The organism is Pseudomonas sp. PME37.24/025 (genome assembly GCF_055556615.1).
On the sequence record NZ_JBVHNK010000485.1, the window covers coordinates 1 to 236 of the forward strand.

The following is a 236-nucleotide window of genomic DNA, read 5'->3' on the forward strand; positions in this document are numbered from 1 at the left end:
CGAGGATGAAAGCCGACCAAAGTTTCCGTTCCGCGTTGCGAAGCTGGTCGGGATCATCGCCGTAGCGGTACATGAGGTCGAGTTGTTTGAGGCCCAGCACGCCCGCCGACGAAACGTTGCGGGCGATCGTGCGCGTGAGGGCGTCGCCGGGCCCCTGGAGCGCGTCGCCGAGCGCTTCGGTGCAGTCCACCACCTTCGCGTAGTCGTTCCCGGCGTCCGGCTTGGCGAGCATTTCG

Annotated in this window: 1 protein-coding gene; it reads right to left on the bottom strand. The window is 66.1% G+C overall.

Translation table 11 applies throughout. The annotated features are described in order from the left end of the window. Window positions 1–236 (bottom strand): hypothetical protein (locus ACZ3HH_RS31175; RefSeq protein WP_465810599.1); only part of this gene is annotated, 236 nt, incomplete at both ends.